The organism is Delftia sp. DLF01 (assembly GCF_014852125.1).
Classification (GTDB): domain Bacteria; phylum Pseudomonadota; class Gammaproteobacteria; order Burkholderiales; family Burkholderiaceae_C; genus Comamonas; species Comamonas acidovorans.
In genome coordinates this window covers 1,433,695-1,448,213 of the sequence record NZ_JACVAZ010000002.1, presented here as the reverse complement: position 1 = coordinate 1,448,213, position 14,519 = coordinate 1,433,695, and the positions used below count along the sequence as shown (strand labels likewise).

13 protein-coding genes are annotated in these 14,519 nt (G+C 68.2%); 10 read left to right on the top strand and 3 right to left on the bottom strand.

The genetic code is table 11. The annotated features are described in order from the left end of the window. Positions 1-2: 2 nt before the first annotated feature. From IB269_RS15020 to IB269_RS15010, 3 genes are read right to left on the bottom strand one after another with little or no spacing between them, the layout of a single operon-like run. Positions 3-1,478, bottom strand: a complete 1,476-nt coding sequence (locus tag IB269_RS15020; protein WP_192367506.1) for an efflux transporter outer membrane subunit — start codon at positions 1,476-1,478, stop codon at positions 3-5. Between the two features lie 33 nt (positions 1,479-1,511). Next, positions 1,512-2,279 carry an enoyl-ACP reductase FabI gene (gene fabI, locus IB269_RS15015; RefSeq protein WP_099752560.1) on the bottom strand — a complete coding sequence of 256 codons (768 nt, stop codon included), beginning with the start codon at positions 2,277-2,279 and terminating at the stop codon, positions 1,512-1,514. 15 nt (positions 2,280-2,294) lie between these two features. Continuing rightward, positions 2,295-2,459 (bottom strand): hypothetical protein, encoded by a 165-nt coding sequence (locus IB269_RS15010; protein ID WP_192367505.1) that lies wholly within the window; start codon positions 2,457-2,459, stop codon positions 2,295-2,297. Positions 2,460-2,841: 382 nt separating this feature from the next. Here IB269_RS15010 and IB269_RS15005 point away from each other — a divergent pair, with 382 nt between their 5' ends. The 10 genes from IB269_RS15005 to IB269_RS14960 all read left to right on the top strand — a co-directional run bounded on the left by IB269_RS15005 (position 2,842) and on the right by IB269_RS14960 (position 14,467). Beyond that, a complete protein-coding gene (locus IB269_RS15005; RefSeq protein ID WP_192367504.1) occupies positions 2,842-4,338 on the top strand; it encodes a hypothetical protein in 1,497 nt (498 codons plus the stop codon). A gap of 139 nt (positions 4,339-4,477) precedes the next feature. Continuing rightward, complete coding sequence (locus IB269_RS15000) at positions 4,478-5,590, top strand: hypothetical protein (RefSeq protein WP_192367503.1); 1,113 nt, start codon at positions 4,478-4,480, stop codon at positions 5,588-5,590. Positions 5,591-5,612: 22 nt separating this feature from the next. Next, complete coding sequence (locus IB269_RS14995) at positions 5,613-6,857, top strand: toxic anion resistance protein (RefSeq protein ID WP_192367502.1); 1,245 nt, start codon at positions 5,613-5,615, stop codon at positions 6,855-6,857. Positions 6,858-6,859: 2 nt separating this feature from the next. After that, a complete protein-coding gene (locus IB269_RS14990; RefSeq protein WP_192367548.1) occupies positions 6,860-8,470 on the top strand; it encodes a vWA domain-containing protein in 1,611 nt (536 codons plus the stop codon). Between the two features lie 28 nt (positions 8,471-8,498). Continuing rightward, positions 8,499-9,122 (top strand): hypothetical protein, encoded by a 624-nt coding sequence (locus tag IB269_RS14985; protein WP_099752556.1) that lies wholly within the window; start codon positions 8,499-8,501, stop codon positions 9,120-9,122. A 398-nt stretch (positions 9,123-9,520) separates the two neighbouring features. After that, the gene (locus IB269_RS14980; protein WP_012202700.1) at positions 9,521-10,108 is read left to right on the top strand and encodes an anthranilate synthase component II; all 588 of its coding nucleotides are present in this window, start codon (positions 9,521-9,523) and stop codon (positions 10,106-10,108) included. 29 nt (positions 10,109-10,137) lie between these two features. Further along, positions 10,138-11,172: an anthranilate phosphoribosyltransferase gene (gene trpD, locus IB269_RS14975; RefSeq protein ID WP_013804671.1), complete on the top strand. Its 1,035-nt coding sequence runs from the start codon at positions 10,138-10,140 to the stop codon at positions 11,170-11,172. Positions 11,173-11,222: 50 nt separating this feature from the next. Then, positions 11,223-12,026, top strand: coding sequence for an indole-3-glycerol phosphate synthase TrpC (gene trpC / locus IB269_RS14970; RefSeq protein ID WP_012202702.1), 804 nt, complete (start codon positions 11,223-11,225; stop codon positions 12,024-12,026). Positions 12,027-12,220: 194 nt separating this feature from the next. Next, positions 12,221-12,955, top strand: a complete 735-nt coding sequence (locus IB269_RS14965; RefSeq protein WP_225614107.1) for a hypothetical protein — start codon at positions 12,221-12,223, stop codon at positions 12,953-12,955. Between the two features lie 18 nt (positions 12,956-12,973). Next, entirely contained in the window at positions 12,974-14,467 is a 1,494-nt protein-coding gene (locus tag IB269_RS14960; RefSeq protein WP_192367500.1) for a fibronectin type III domain-containing protein, read from the top strand. Positions 14,468-14,519: the final 52 nt, after the last annotated feature.

The following is a 14,519-nucleotide window of genomic DNA, read 5'->3' as shown; positions in this document are numbered from 1 at the left end:
CTTCAGGAATTCGGGGGATCGGCAGGCGTGGCCGGCAGGGTGGCTGGCAGCGCGGCAGGTTCCGCCCCGCTGCCGCCGCCCAGGGCGGCATACAGGCCCACCTGGCTGGACAGCAGGGCGCGCCGCGCCTGCACCAGTTGCTGGCGTGCGGCCAGCAGGTCGCGCTGGGCGTCCAGCACCTCCAGGTAGGCGGCCGAGCCGTTGTCGTAGCGCAGCTGCGCCAGCCGCGCACGCTCGGCCTGGGCCTGCACGGCGGTGCGCTGCACGGTGATCTGCTCGGACAGCCAGCGGCGCGCGGCCAGGCCATCGGCCACCTCGCGGAAGGCGGTCTGGATGGCTTTCTCGTACTGGGCCACGGCCATGTCGCTGCGGATCTCGCCCAGCTCCAGGTTGGCGTGGCGCCGGCCGCCGTCGAAGATGGGCAGGGACACCGTGGGCACGAAGGCCCAGGCGCGGCTGCCGCCGTCGAACAGGCCGTCGAGTTCGGCGCTGGCCGTGCCCCAGCGGGCCGTGAGCGCAATGCGCGGGAAGAAGGCGGCGCGCGCCGCGCCGATCTGGGCCCGGGCCGCGCGCAGCTGGTGCTCGGCCGCGGCAATGTCGGGCCGCGCCGTGAGCAGTTCCGAGGGCAGGCCCGGCCGCAGCTCGGCCAGCACCAGGGCGTCGTCAAAGGGTGCGGCGGCGGGCAGCGGGCCCGGGTGGGCGCCGACCAGCTGCGCCAGGGCGTGCAGCTGCTGCGCGCGTGCCAGCTCCAGCTGGGCCAGCAGGGCCTGCGCCTGGGTCAGCAGGGTCTGGACCTGGGCCAGCTGCAGGCGCGAGCTGGCGCCCACGGCCTCGCGGCGCGTGAAGATGCGAAAGGATTCCTGGCGCGTGGCCAGCGTCTCGCGCGCAATGGCCACGCGCTCGTCCAGCTCGCGCAGGCCCAGGTAGCCGTCGGCCACCTGGGCGATCAGCGCGGTCTGCACCGCGTGGCGGCCCGCATCGCTGGCCAGCCAGGTCTGCAGGGCCGCGTCCTTGAGGCTGCGCACGCGGCCCCACAGGTCCAGCTCCCAGCTGCTGAAGCCGACCTCGGCGCGGTACTCGCCGCTGACCACGGAGCGGCCCGAGAGGTTGAGGTCGCCAGGCACGCGCGCCCGTGCGGCCTGGCCGCCCACGCCAATGGCCGGGAACAGCTCGGAGCGCTGGATCTGGAAGGCCGCGCGCGCCTCTTCGGCGCGCAGAGCGGCCACGCGCAGGTCGCGGTTGTGCTCCAGCGCGGTGGCGATCAGCTGGCGCAGCACGGGGTCGGTGAAGTAGTCGCGCCAGGGCAGGCCGGCGGCGGCGACACCCTGGGCGCCCGCCTGCAGATGGGCAGGCCAGGCCTCGGGCGTGGGCAGGGGCGGCGGCTCGTGCGGCGGCGCCAGGGAGGCACATCCCGCCAGGGCGGCGGCCAGTGCGGCTGCCAGCGCGGCGGCGGCGGTTCGGGGGAATGGGAGGGTCATCTGCAGTGCTGCGGGGCGCCGGTGCGGCAGCCGCTAGTTGAGGATGTGGTGGCCGCCATCGACATACAGCGTGCAGCCCGTGATGGCGCGCGCCCCGTCCGAGGCCAGGAAGGCGCATAGCGGCCCAACGTCGTCGGGCTGCAATTCGCCGGCAATGGGCGAGCGGCGCACGCTGTCGGCCACGAGTTCATCGAACGCGGCAATGCCCGAGGCCGCGCGCGTGGCGATGGGCCCGGGCGAGACGGCATTGACGCGGATGCGCGAGGGGCCGAGCTCGGCCGCCAGGTAGCGCGTGGTGGACTCCAGCGCGGCCTTGACCGGGCCCATGATTCCGTAGTGCGGCATGACCTCGCTGGCGCCCAGGTAGCTCAGCGTCATGAGGCTGCCGCCGCTGGCGGCCATCAGCGGCTCGGCCAGGTGCGCCATGCGGATGAAGGAGTGGCAGGAGATGTCCATGGCCAGCGCAAAGCCCTCGCGGGAGCTGTCCACCACGCGGCCCTGCAGGTCCTTGCGCGGGGCGTAGGCCACGGCGTGCAGCACGAAGTCCAGCCGGCCCCAGCGCACGGCGGCGGCATCGAACAGTGCGCGCATCTGCTCGTCGTCGCCCACGTCCAGCGGCATGCGCAGCTCGGCACCGATCTCGTCGAGCAGGGGCTCCACATGCCCACGGGCCTTGTCGTTCTGCCAGGTCGCGCCGATCTCGGCGCCCGCCGCATGCATGGCCCGGGCACAGGCCCAGGCAATGCTGTCGCGGTTGGCGATGCCGACGATCAGGCCTTTTTTGCCAGCCAATAGCGTCATCTCGAATGCTCCAGATCAGAAGGTCTGCCGGGAAACAGGCCGCCTTGGGGCGGCTTCGTCAGGAATCACGAGGCATGGCGCGGCATTGCCGACATATGCGCCACGGCGAATGTTTGTATTTCCTGTGACTACGAAGCTTTTGATAGCTTGTTTTGATGCATGCAAATCAAAGGTTTGCATGCCAATATCGTCTCCTGGTCTTTTTCATTCTATCTATGTTGCACTGCAGCGACCGATTTTGGCGATGCCGTTTCGTTATATCGATGCAGTTCACTTCATAGTCTTGACTCAGGTCAAAGAGGGCGGCCTCACTGAGAGGATGTCGCTTGCCGCCGGCCGCTGCGTCCAGTAGAGCAATGGCGTCTTTTTTGCGCCAACAGCCAAACATTCCCTGTATTGGCCGGATTTCAATGAATACAAGGTTTTCACACCATATTGGTGCACGGGGGGTAAAGAAAATCGGAAATCTGCCGATGCTCCATGAACAGAGAAAATCCCCTGCCTGCAAAGGCTTGGGCCGCCACATTCAGTCAGGACAAGACCGAAGGAAGACGATCAATCCATGACCAGCATTTCATCCACCGGCGCCAGCTTTGCCGCCAGCGCAGCGGGCATGCGGCCCACGGTGTCCGTGAGGTCGTCAGCGACCACGGCAGCTGCTGCACCCGCCGAACCGGGCACGCAGGTCACGCTGGGCCAGTCCACAGGGTCCAGCGTCATCTATGCCAAACCGCAGCCCGTGGAACTGGGCCAGTTCAGGCTGACCCGGGCCTGGGCCTCGCAAGACAGGGACGACATCAGCACCCTGATGGCGCGCAACCTGGGCTTGGGCCCGTCGGCCAGCCTGGCCGACCGCTGGCGCGGCCTGGGCGGCGCCCTGCTGTCGCGTTTTGCGGCCACGCCGTCGGACTACCAACAGACGGTGGCGGAGTACCAGGCGCCCACGGCGGCCGACTCCGTCGCAGGCAGCGCGGATGCGCAGGCCCTGGACAAGTCCGCACTGAGCGATGTGTCCGTGGGCGCTGCCACCGTGAGCCTGAAGATCCGCACGCAATCGGGCCAGACCGTGGAGCTGCGGATTGCCACGAACGACGGCAGCGAAGCGGGAAGCAGCAGCGGGCTGCGGGTCGAGGTCAAGAGTTCCGGCACCTTGAGCAAGGCCGAGAGCGCGGCCATTGCCCAGCTGGCCGACGGGCTGGACGAAGCGCTGGAAGGCCTGGGAAAGCCGGGCAAGCCCCAGCTGGAACTGGGCAAGCTGATGGACTTCGACCGCAGCGTGCTGTCCGGCCTGGACCTGGACATCAAGAACCCCAAGCCTTCGCAGCCCCTGTCCTCGTTCAGCCTGCATGTGGGCGCCGATGGCCGATCGGTGGCGATGAAGGGCGCGGCGGGCGAGCTGGCCGTCAACCTGGAGTCCGATGCCCCCGTGGGCGCCAGCGCTTCACAGCGCCAGTCCGCGCTGGACCAGCATCTGAAGCGCTTTGATGCCGCCGCGCAGCGCGGCCGTGCGGATGCGGCGCTGGTGGACATGTTCAAGAGTGCCTTCAGTCAGCTGCACAACGCGCAGGCGCCGGCCGCGCCGGGCGCCATCGTCGCGCTCTCCGGGCTGGAGCGTTCCGTGCAGTCCCTGCAAAGCGGCCTGGCCGATTTCCAGGCCAGCTTCAGCGGTGATTTCGAGAACACCAATGAATTCGGCGCCGTGACCGAAATCGGCCGCGCCGAGTACCAGGTGGGCCAGAAGACCACCCGGCAGTCCCGCGGCAGGGAGGGCGAGTCGATCGCCCAGGTGGTGACCGAGTCCCTGAACGCCGAGTCCAAAAAGGCGCGCAACCGCAGCATGCTGGATTTGCAGTCGGGCAACTATGACCTGACCAAGGTACAGGACAGCCGCACCATCACCACGCTGATCGAGACAGCCGGCAAGCAGGTCACCGGCGCGCTGCGCAAGACGCAAGAGCGCCAGATGCAGACGTGGGACCAGCTGGTGGAGCACCGCACCCAGCAGCACCGCGAAACGCCCGGCGGGCGCAGCTTCACTGAGCAACTCGCGCTGAGGTAGTCGCGGCGCGGGCCGGGCCGCGTGTCGTCGTTGTGTCACAAAACTTCCGTATAAGAAGTTTTTTTGAACAAGACATGACAACGGCCCGCGCGTTCATGACCGAATTTCATCTTGCCGTCATCCAGGGCGGAGCCTCTCAATGAACGCGCGCCGTGCTTTGGCGGCGGGGCTGGCGGCGCTGCTGCTGGCGGCCGTGGGCGGCGGCGTCTGGTACTCGCGCACGGCCCTGGTGCAGGACCGCCAGGCGCAGCTGACGCAGCAGCAGTCCGTGACGGCACGCGGCCTGATCGGCTCCGAGAAGGAAGCCTTCTTCCAGGACGAGCGCGTGCGCGACGTGCTGGCGCGCCACGGCGTGACGGTGACGGTGCAAAAGGCCGGCTCGCGCAGCATTGCCAACAGCTACGACCCCAAGCAGTACGACTTCGGCTTTCCCTCGGGGGCGCCGGCTGCGGCCCAGCTCAAGGCGGCGGCCAGGGCCGGCACGGTCTATACGCCGTTCTACACGCCCATCGTGTTCGCCAGCTGGCGGCCCATTGCCGAGATCCTGATCGCCAACGGCGTTGTGCAAAAGCAGGGCGACTTCTTTTACGTGACCGATCTTCCCGCCCTGCTGGCCATGGCCGGCAAGGGCACGCGCTGGCGTGACCTGAAGGCCTCCGGCGCCTTTGCCACCGGCAAGGCCGTGCTGCCCGCCAGCACCGATGTGCGCAGCTCCAACAGCGCCGCCATGTACCTGGCGCTGGCCAGCTATGTGCTCAACGGCCAGCAGGTGGTGCAGAGCCCGGCCGACCTGGAGCGCGTGATGCCCCAGGTGGCGCCGCTGTTTTTGCGCCAGGGCTTCCAGGAAAGCTCGTCGGCCGGCCCCTTCGAGGACTACCTGGCCCTGGGCATGGGCAAGGCGCCGCTGCTGGTGGCCTATGAATCGCAGCTGGTGGAGTTCCTGCTGCGCCACCCGCAGCGCAGGAGCGGCGAGATGGTGATGCTCTACCCACAGCCCACGCTGTATTCCAAGCATGTGCTCGTGCCCTACACGCCTGCGGGCGATCGCGTGGGCCAGCTGCTCGAATCCGATCCGCAACTGCGCGCATTGGCGCAGGAATACGGCTTTCGCACCGGCGGCGACACGCACGGGCCCGAGCGCTGGGCCGGGCAGGGCGTGCAGGCGCCCGCGCAGCTGGTGGATGTGATCGAACCGCCCAGCCAGGAGTGGCTGGAGCGAATGATCGTGGACATGGAGCAGCGCTTCAAATGACCGAACGTTCCAGGAGCAACCGATGAGCAACACCCCCCAGACCACCGCTGCCAGCGCCGCCGTGGCCGTGCCTGCACAGGAGCAGGATTTCGTGCTGGAGCCGCCTGCGCCCGCCCTGCCCGTGCCCATCGAGTCGGCCAGCGGCAAGGTCCGCCTCAAGGCCGAGGAAGTGCAGCAGCTGGACGCGCAGGTGGCGCAGTTCATCGACGACATCACCGCCAACGACAGCCAGTCGCCCGCCTTCAAGGGCGCGGTCGAGCGCATCCACGGCATGGGCAACAAGGAGGTGCAGGCCGCTGCCGCCGTCTCCAACCGCATGCTGGAGCGCCCCGTCAAGACGCTGAACAACGGCCTGTTCGACCAGGGCAGCCAGATCGGCCAGGGCCTGATCGACCTGCGCCGCCAGGTGGAGGCGCTGGACCCCTCGCGCCAGGACGACCTGTTCAAGCCGCGCAAGCTGCTGGGCCTGATCCCCATGGGCAACAGGCTGGTGGACTACTTCGACAAGTTCCAGTCCAGCCAGAGCCACCTGAACGCCATCATCGACAGCCTCAAGCGCGGCAAGGATGAGCTGCTGCGCGACAACGCCGCCATCGAGCAGGAAAAGGCCAACCTGTGGGGCCTGATGGAGCGGCTGGAGAAATACATCCACATCGGCAAGAAGCTGGACGCGGCGCTGGAGGCCAAGGCGGCACAGCTGGACGCCAGCGACCCGGAAAAGGCGCGCGTGGTGCGCGAGGACATGCTGTTCTACGCACGCCAGAAGGTCACCGACCTGCTCACCCAGATGGCGGTGAACGTGCAGGGCTACCTGGCGCTGGACCTGGTGCGCAAGAACAACCTCGAACTGGCCAAGGGCGTGGACCGCGCGACCACCACCACGGTCTCCGCGCTGCGCACGGCCGTCATCGTGGCGCAGGCGCTGGCCAACCAGAAGCTGGTGCTGGACCAGATCACGGCGCTGAACACCACCACGGGCAACCTGATCGCCGGCACCAGCGAGCTGCTGCGCGAGCAAAGCGGGAAGATCCACGAGCAGGCGGCCAGCAGCACCATCGACATCGCCAGGCTGCAGCAGGCCTTCGGCAACATCTACCAGACCATGGACGCCATGGCCGACTTCAAGGTCAAGGCCCTGGCCTCCATGCAGACCACGGTGGACACGCTGTCGCAGGAGGTGGACAAGTCCCGCGCCTATCTGGAAAAGAGCCGCCGCGAGGACGTGCGCGAGGCGCTGCAGGCGCCCGCCGGCGAGGTGGTGCTGTGAGCATGTTCCGGCGCCTGGCGGCCTGGTGGCTGCTGGGCCTTGCGCTGGCCCTGGCCGGCTGCGGCAAGTCGCCCGAACCCGCGCCGCAGGCCGCCGCCAAGTCCGATCCGTCCGCCGCTCCCCAGGGTGCATTCACCGTGCTGGCCGGCTCCGAACTCAAGGACGTGGCGCCCGCGCTGGAGCAGGCCGCCACGGCGGCGGGCGTGCCGCTCAAGCTCAGCTATGCAGGCACGCTGGAGATGGTCGAGCGCATCAATGCGGGCGAGCAGTACGACGCCATCCTGCCGCCCAATGGCGCCTATCCCGCGCTGGCGCTGGCGAACAAGCCGCTGGCGCGCGAAAAGCTTTTCTACTCGCGCGTGGCCCTGGGCGTGAAGGCCCCCGTGCTGCAAAAGCTGGGCTGGGACAAGGCACCGCCCACCTGGGCCGACATCGCACGCGCTGCCGCCCAGGGCCGGTTGCGCTACGGCATGACCAATCCGGCCAGCTCCAACACCGGCATGAGCGCACTGTTCGCCGTGGCCTCGGCCGTGGCCGGCAAGACCGAGGACCTGGACGCCAGGGAGGTCAATGCCAAGGTGCTCAAGGACTTCCTGTCGGGTCAGAAGCTCACCGCCGGCAGCTCCGGCTGGCTGGCCGAGGCCTTCGAGCGCGAGCCCGGCGCCGTCGATGCGCTGGTCAACTACGAGGCCGTGATCCTGCGCCTGAACGAGAAGCTGCCCGCCGCCGACCGGCTCACCCTGGTCTACCCGCGCGACGGCGTGATCTCGGCCGACTATCCGCTGATGCTGCTCAACGCGGCACGGCGCGCCGACTATGACCGGCTGGTCGCCCAGTTCAAGGCCCCCGCCTTCCAGGGCCAGCCGCTGCGCCAGGCCCAGTTGCGCCCCGCCAGCCCCGAGGCGCAGGCCAGCCAGGCGCTGCCCACGGCGCCCGTGGTGGAGCTGAGCTTTCCGAACCGGCTGGAGGTGATCGATGCCGTGCTCTCGGCCTACCAGAGCGATCTGCGCCGCCCGGCCACCAGCATCTTCGTGCTGGACGTGAGCGGCTCCATGAAGGGTGCGCGGCTGGCGCAGATGAAGGAGGCGCTCAAGCTGCTGTCCGGCGCCGAGGCCTCGGCCGCCAGCCAGCGCTATGCCGCCTTCCAGGCGCGCGAGCGCGTGCTGCTGATTCCGTTCTCGGGCCTGGTCGGCCAGCCCGCGCGCGTGCAGTTCGCGGCGGGCGACCTGCAGGCCGCAAGCGCCCAGGTGCTGGCCTATGCCGACAGCCTGGTGGCCGACGGCGGCACGGCCATCTACGACGCGCTCACGCTGGCCCAGCAGCAGGCACGCCAGGAACTGCGGGCCGATCCCGAGCGCTTCGTCAGCATCGTGCTGCTGACCGATGGCGCCAACACGGCCGGCCGCGACTGGGCCGCATTCGAGCGCGAGCAGCGCATGGCGCGCGACGGCGGCGCGCCGCTGGTGCGCGTCTTTCCCATCATCTTTGGCGAGGCGCAGTCCGGCGAAATGCAGGCCCTGGCCGCGCTGACGGGCGGGCGTGCCTTCGATGCGCGCAACACCGGCAAGAGCGGGCTGCCGCTGGTGTTCAAGGAAATCCGGGGCTACCAGTGACAGCGCCGCCACCGATCGGACCCGCCTGATGCGCCGCCTGCAGCTTTTCTTCTACGGCAACGGCAACCTCGCCGGCCTGGCGCTGGCCCTGCTGGGGCCGGTGCTGCTGTTTGCCGGCGTGATCGGCGGCGGCTGGGGCTGGATCACGCTGGGGCTGTACGTCGCGGGCCTGCTGCTGGGCTGGGCCCTGCAGCCTGCGGGCGCCAGCTTCGAGCGGGCGCTGCAGCAGCACTGGAGCGCCGAGGACATCCGCGAACGCATCGACGAGCTGGTGCAAAAGGCCCGCCCGATGCTCACGCCCGAGATGCAAAAGCACCTGGACAGCGTGCGCGGCTCGGTGCACGAGGTGCTGCCCTCGCTGGCCGACGCCGGCCCGGTCTTCAACGACGGCCTGTTCACCGTGCGCGAGACGGTGCTGCAGTACCTGCCCGCCACGCTGTCGCACTATGCGGCGCTGCCGCCGCTGTTCCGTGTCACCCAGCCCGTGCAGGACGGCAAGACGGCCAGGCAACTGCTGACCGAGCAGCTGGCGCTGCTGGCCGGGCAGATGCAGCAGGTGGTGGCCCATGTGGCGGCCAGCGATGCGCAGGCGCTGCTGGCCAACGGGCGCTTTTTGAAGCAGAAGTTCGACCAGCCGGATTTCCTGAAGTGAGGCGCCCGCAGGGTCGTCCCGCCACGCTGCGCGGACCCTGTGTTAGCATGCTCCGCCATGCAGCCTGCTGCATTCCCGTCTTCCAGACACCTGAACTCTCGATCCAAGACAGCCATGAACGGTACGCCCGTTTCGATCATCGTTGCACAGTGGTGGCGCTTCCAATAAGGAAGCGGCACGTCGTTGCGGTTGCGTACCGCGCCTTGCCGCCGTGACGGCAGCAAGGCTCACCCAGCAGATGGCTCCCCGGCACGGCGGCTCCCAGAACCCAGGAGATTGCCCAGATGCCCTCAGATTCCCCCTTCCAGACCCAGGCAGCATTGCGCGCATTCCCGCGCCAGCCTTCGCTGCGGCATGCCCGCGCCACCCGTTTTTCCCTTTGAGACCCAGGAGCCGGTATGACCAGACTGCTGATGATCGACAACTACGACAGCTTCACCTACAACATCGTCCAGTACTTCGGCGAGCTGGGTGCCGATGTCACCGTGGTGCGCAATGACGAGGCCACGCTGGACGAGGTGATCGCCCTGGTCGAGCGCGAGAAGATCGACCGCCTGGTGATCTCGCCCGGCCCCTGCTCGCCGGCGGAAGCCGGCATTTCCGTGGCCGCCATCCAGCACTTCGCGGGCCGCCTGCCCATCCTGGGCGTGTGCCTGGGCCACCAGAGCATTGGCGCGGCCTTCGGCGGCGACATCGTGCGCGCGGGCCAGCAGATGCATGGCAAGACCAGCGTCATCACCACCGACCGCAAGGGCGTGTTCGCCGACCTGCCTGAACAGTTCACGGTCAACCGCTACCACTCGCTGGCCATTGCGCGCTCCAGCCTGCCCGAATGCCTGGAGATCACGGCCACCAGCGAGGACGGCGAGATCCAGGGCGTGCGCCACACCAGCCTGGCCATCGAGGGCGTGCAATTCCACCCCGAGAGCATCCTCACCGAGCATGGCCACGCCATGCTCAAGAATTTCCTGGAACAGAAGGCCTGAGCAGGCCGGCACCCAACCGAGACACCGCAATGACCCAGATCACCCCCCAGGAAGCGCTGCAGCGCACCATCGAGCACCGCGAAATCTTCCACGACGAGATGCTGCACCTGATGCGCCTGATCATGCGCGGCGAGCTGTCGCCCGTGATGACGGCGGCCATCGTCACCGGCCTGCGCGTGAAGAAGGAGACCATCGGCGAGATCACGGCCGCGGCCGAGGTCATGCGCGAGTTCTCCAACAAGGTCCATGTGGAGGACAAGCGCCACCTGGTGGACATCGTGGGCACAGGCGGCGACGGCGCCAACACCTTCAACATCTCCACCTGCTCCATCTTCGTGATCGCGGCGGCGGGCGGCAAGGTCAGCAAGCACGGCGGGCGCAGCGTCAGCAGCAAGAGCGGCAGCGCCGACGCCATGGAGGCGCTGGGCGTCAACATCCAGCTCAGCCCCGAGCAGATCGCGCGCAGCATCGCCGACGTGGGTATCGGCTTCATGTTCGCGCCCAACCACCACCCGGCCATGAAGAACGTGGCGCCCGTGCGCAAGGAGCTGGGCGTGCGCACCATCTTCAACATCCTGGGCCCGCTGACCAATCCGGCCAGCGCGCCCAACATCCTCATGGGCGTGTTCCACGAGGACCTGGTCGGCATCCAGGTGCGCGCGCTGCAGCGCCTGGGCGCCGAGCACGCCATCGTGGTCTATGGCCGCGACGGCCTGGACGAGATCAGCCTGGGCGCGGGCACCCTGGTGGGCGAGCTCAAGGACGGCGTGGTGCGCGAGTACGAGATCCATCCCGAGGACTTCGGCCTGCGCATGGTGGGCACGCGCGCCTTCAAGGTGGACAATCCCGAGGAATCCAAGGCCATGCTGCTGGGCGTGCTCCATGGCGAAAAGAGTGCCGCGCGCGACATCGTCTGCCTGAACGCGGGTGCCGCCCTGTATGCGGCCAACGTGGCCTCCAGCATCGAGGACGGCATGGCCCGCGCCCAGGCGGCGCTGGACAGCGGCGCGGCCCTGGCCAAGCTCAACGAACTCGTGGCCTACACGGCCCGGCTGACGGCCTGAGCCGCGCAGCCCCCATCGACCACCGAATACAAGAAACCAAGGAAAGCAACGTGTCCGACATCCTCAAGCAAATCTGCGACGTGAAAGTGCAGGAAGTGGCCGCCGCCCAGAAGCGCATGCCCTTCGCGGACATGCGCCGCGACGCCGAAAGCCGCGTGCTCACGCGCGACTTCGTGGGCGCGCTGCGTGCCAAGATCGCCGCCGGCCAGGCCGGCGTGATCGCCGAGATCAAGAAGGCCAGCCCCAGCAAGGGCGTGATCCGCGAGGACTTCATCCCCGCCGACATCGCGCAAAGCTATGCCGATGGCGACGGCAAGGGCGTCAGCGCCGCCTGCCTCTCGGTGCTGACCGACAAGCAGTTCTTCCAGGGCAGCGTGGACTATCTCAAGCAGGCGCGCGCCAGCTGCCACCTGCCCGTGCTGCGCAAGGACTTCATGGTCGATCCCTACCAGATCTACGAATCGCGGGCCATGGGTGCCGACTGCGTGCTGCTGATCGCCGCCTGCCTGGACGACGCGCAGATGGCCGAGATGGAACAGATCGCCCACAGCCTGGACATGGCCGTGCTGGTCGAGGTCCATGACGGCGCCGAGCTGGACCGCGCCCTGCGGCTCAAGACGCCGCTGGTGGGCATCAACAACCGCAACCTGCGCAGCTTCGAGGTCAGCATCCAGACCACGCTGGACCTGCAAAAGAACGTGCCCGCCGACCGCCTGCTGGTCACCGAGTCGGGCATCGGCAGCCGCGAGGACGTCAAGGCCATGCGCGATGCCGGCATCCACAGCTTCCTGGTGGGCGAGGCCTTCATGCGCGCCAAGGAGCCGGGAGAGGCGCTGGCCAAGCTGTTTGCCTGAAGCCAAGACCGGATCGGTCCCTCGGTGGAGCGCCACCGAAGCAGCCCGCCGCAGCCATGCGTGCGGGCTTTTTTTTGTGCAAATAGTGTTTCTAAAAGTTTTTCGTTTGCATGATAATTATTGACAATGCGCATGAAATGCCGATCCGGCAACATGGCCGCAGCCCATCGCCTACGGAGACTTCGATGTCGTTCATGCCCCGTGCCCCTTTCCTGTCCAGCCGCGGCTGGGCTGCCCTCATCGTTTGCGCATCGGCCGCGCTGGCATCGTCCGGCGCCTGGGCACAGGCCACGCGCACCTGGGTCTCGGGCGTGGGCGATGACGCCAACCCCTGCAGCCGCACGGCTCCCTGCAAGACGTTTGCGGGCGCCATCGCCAGGACGGCCGCCAATGGCGAGATCAACGTGCTGGATCCTGCGGGCGTCGGTGGAGTCACCATCACCAAGTCCATGCAGGTGGACGGCACAGGCGTGCTTGCCGGCGTGCTGGTCTCAGGTACTGCGGGCATCACCATCAACGCGGGTGTTTCTGACACCGTGGTGCTGCGGGATCTGGACATCGTCGGCAACGGCACAGGAACGTTCGGCGTCAGAATCTTCCAGGCAGGCAAAGTGGTGCTGGACAACGTCAGGATCCAGGGCTTCACGCAGGCGGCGGTCAAGGTCGAGACGAGCGCTACTTCTGTGTCTGTTCTGGTGCAACGCTCGCAATTGCTGGGCAATGTAGTGCCAGCACAGGGCGAGCCGGAACGCGCCGCCATCAGTGTCCAGAGCACGACCGCCCAGGTCTACCTGTCCAACACCACGGTGTTCGGCAATGACAAGGCGTTCAACGCTGTGGCAGGCGGGAAGATCACCTCGTTCAACAACAACCGGGTCATGGGCAACACCCAGGACAGCGCGCCCACCGACACCGTCTACGAACGCTGATCGGCGCAAGGCAGCATCATGCACAGCGTAAAAGGCGTTGCCCGCAAGTCCTGTCTGGGGCTTGCGGTGTTTGCGGCCCTGGGCCCGGCGCAAGCCGCCGAACTGCTGGCCAACGGCAGTTTCGAGCAGAACTCCGGTCCGGGTTCCCTGGTTTTCACGGGCTGGCAATCCGTGTCCCAGGCCGGCTCCAAGGGCGGCTTCGCCGCCCAGCAAGGCACCAGGGGCGCCATCACGCCCGTGGCCGTGCCTGCACCTCCCGACGGGGCGTTTGCCCTCATGAGCGACCAGCCCGGCCCCGGCAGCCATGTGCTTTACCAGGACGTCGCCATTCCGGCGGGCAGCCCGGCCATGCTGAGCGCCCGCGTCCATGTCCAGAATGCGGCCAAGGTCGCTGCGGCGCCGGCCACGCTTGACTACACGGTGGCTGCGCCCAACCAGCAGGTGCGCATCGACATCATGAACCCTGCCGCCGCGCCCGACAGCCTGGGCGCCGGTGTGCTGGCCAACGTCTTCCAGTGGCTGCCGGCCACGGCGCCCGGTCCTTCGGACAGCGGCAGCGGCTACCAGTCGCTGCAGTTCGACCTGTCGGCCTACGCGGGCCAGACCGTGCGCCTGCGCATTGCCGAGGTGGACAACCGGCAAAGCCTGTTCTTCGGCGTGGATGCGATGAGCGTCTGGTCCGGCAGCGTTCCGGGCGCACTTCAGCCACCTGCCGATACGGGCTTTTTCGCGCAGGGCACGGCCGTGCAGCTGACCTTCGATCCGGTGGCCTCCATCCCCGGCCAGACGGTCACGGGCTATGTGGCGCAATGTGTCCCGCAAGGCGGCGGCGCGGTGCTGACGGGCACGTCCAGCACTCCGACGGTGGCGGTCAACGGCCTGACACCCGGCGTGGCCTACAACTGCAGCGTGGCGGCACAGTCCAGCAGCGGTGCGGGGCCCGCCTCGCAGCCCCTGACGGTCAACGCCCCTGTCGCTGGCGCCACCACCATCTCGACCCTGCAAGGCGGCAGCGCGACGCTGACCGTCAGCAATCCGGCCAGCGGCTGCAGCCTGCAATCGGCATCGCTGGTGCGCGCGCAAAGCCTGCCCACGGCGCCGCCCCAGGGTGCGGCGGCCTATCCGCTGGGTGTGCTGGACCTGCGCTCGTCGGGCTGCAACTCAGGCGCGACGCTGAAGCTCAGCGTCACCATGCCGCAGGCCCTGCCTGCGGGTGCCCAGTACTGGAAGTACGGTCCCACGGCGGCCAACCCGGCACCGCACTGGTATGCCTTCAACGACGGCTTCAAGGTGACCTCGGCCAATACCTATACCCTGGAAGTCCAGGACGGCGGCCTGGGCGACGATGACCTGCAGGCCAATGGCGTGGTGGTCGATCCGGGTGGTCTGATGGTGATGGCGGCGACCTCTGCTGCCGCCATTCCCGTGTGGAACCTCGCGGGTCTGGCGGCCACATCGGCCTCGGTGCTGCTGGCCATGGCGGCAATGCGCCGGCGCCGCCGGACGCGCTGATGCGCTGACGTGCATGTCGCACAGGCCGGGCGGCTGTGCGACTGCGGGTATC

Excerpts from the sequence above, each read along its gene's own strand:
- trpD (WP_013804671.1), top strand. The coding sequence starts at position 10,138 with ATGACCCAGATCACCCCCCAGGAAGCGCTGCAGCGCACCATCGAGCAC.
- IB269_RS14995 (WP_192367502.1), top strand. The coding sequence starts at position 5,613 with ATGAGCAACACCCCCCAGACCACCGCTGCCAGCGCCGCCGTGGCCGTG.
- IB269_RS14980 (WP_012202700.1), top strand. The coding sequence starts at position 9,521 with ATGACCAGACTGCTGATGATCGACAACTACGACAGCTTCACCTACAAC.
- IB269_RS14965 (WP_225614107.1), top strand. The coding sequence starts at position 12,221 with ATGCCCCGTGCCCCTTTCCTGTCCAGCCGCGGCTGGGCTGCCCTCATC.
- IB269_RS15010 (WP_192367505.1), bottom strand. The coding sequence starts at position 2,459 with ATGCAAACCTTTGATTTGCATGCATCAAAACAAGCTATCAAAAGCTTC.
- IB269_RS15020 (WP_192367506.1), bottom strand. The coding sequence starts at position 1,478 with ATGACCCTCCCATTCCCCCGAACCGCCGCCGCCGCGCTGGCAGCCGCA.
- fabI (WP_099752560.1), bottom strand. The coding sequence starts at position 2,279 with ATGACGCTATTGGCTGGCAAAAAAGGCCTGATCGTCGGCATCGCCAAC.
- IB269_RS15005 (WP_192367504.1), top strand. The coding sequence starts at position 2,842 with ATGACCAGCATTTCATCCACCGGCGCCAGCTTTGCCGCCAGCGCAGCG.
- IB269_RS14985 (WP_099752556.1), top strand. The coding sequence starts at position 8,499 with ATGCGCCGCCTGCAGCTTTTCTTCTACGGCAACGGCAACCTCGCCGGC.
- IB269_RS14960 (WP_192367500.1), top strand. The coding sequence starts at position 12,974 with ATGCACAGCGTAAAAGGCGTTGCCCGCAAGTCCTGTCTGGGGCTTGCG.
- IB269_RS15000 (WP_192367503.1), top strand. The coding sequence starts at position 4,478 with ATGAACGCGCGCCGTGCTTTGGCGGCGGGGCTGGCGGCGCTGCTGCTG.
- IB269_RS14990 (WP_192367548.1), top strand. The coding sequence starts at position 6,860 with ATGTTCCGGCGCCTGGCGGCCTGGTGGCTGCTGGGCCTTGCGCTGGCC.